Source organism: Pseudomonas sp. R62, from assembly GCF_000257605.1.
In the GTDB taxonomy this organism is placed as follows: Bacteria; Pseudomonadota; Gammaproteobacteria; order Pseudomonadales; family Pseudomonadaceae; genus Aquipseudomonas; species Aquipseudomonas atacamensis.
In genome coordinates this window covers 1-964 of the sequence record NZ_AHZM01000900.1, presented here as the reverse complement: position 1 = coordinate 964, position 964 = coordinate 1, and the positions used below count along the sequence as shown (strand labels likewise).

1 pseudogene is annotated in these 964 nt (G+C 64.8%); it reads right to left on the bottom strand.

Annotation, left to right across the window (positions count from 1 at the left end):
- Positions 1-128 precede the first annotated feature (128 nt).
- Positions 129-964, bottom strand: a pseudogene (locus tag OQK_RS00980) (amidase family protein); the annotation flags it as partial.

Genomic DNA, 964 nt, shown 5'->3' with positions numbered 1-964 from the left:
AGCGCTTTCGCGAGCAGGCTCGCTCCCACAGTTTGAGTCGGTGTAGTCAGGTAAAACTGTGGCGTCTGTCAGGCCGCCATCGCTTGCAAGTCAGCTCCCACAGGGTTTGTGGGAGCTGACACAGTGCATTAAGCCAGCGGCGGTGTACGCGGTGGGATCTGGCGTTTGCTGCCGGTGGATTCGAAAGCGGCGGCGAAGCGCAGCAGGCTCGAGTCGTCGTACGCGCGGCCGGCGAAGGTCAGGCCGACGGGCATGCCGATGTCGGCCATCACGCCCATGGGCACGGTGACGGTCGGCACGCCGAGGTGGCGGATCGCAAGGTTGCCGTTGGCCACCCAGACGCCGTTGCTCCAGGCGATGTCGGCCGAAGCAGGATTGACATCCGCATCCGCCGGGCCGACGTCGGCGACGGTCGGGAACAGCACGGCGTCGAGGCCGAGGCTGTCCATCCAGTCTTCGAGGTCGATGCGTCGGGTCTGCTCCAGACCGCGCAAGCCATCAGGCACGGTTGGGATTTCATTCCACGGCGTGATGCCGCGTTCGGCCATGCGCACGTATTCGTCCATGCCGGCGGCCAGATCGCCTTCGCGGTTGGGTAGGGTGCCAGGGTCGTGCGGGAAGATCTTCGGCCCGTCGACGTCAACCAGACGATTAAGCTTCGGGTCACCGTTGGCTTGCAGGAAGTCATCGAACGCCCAGGCAGTCAGATCCCACAGTTCATGGTGGAGGAATTCTTTCGACACCAGCCCACGGGTGAACACGGTTGGCGCGCCAGGGCGGTCGCCTTCGCAGTTGGAGACTAGCGGGAAATCGGTTTCGACGACTTCGGCGCCAGCGGCCTCGAGGGCCTGACGCGCCTGTTTCCACAAATCGATCACGGACGCGCGGGTATTGATGCGCTGACCGGTCGGGCCGCCGATGCCGGGGGCTTCGCTGGTGCCAGCGTCCGGGTCGGCATTGATGT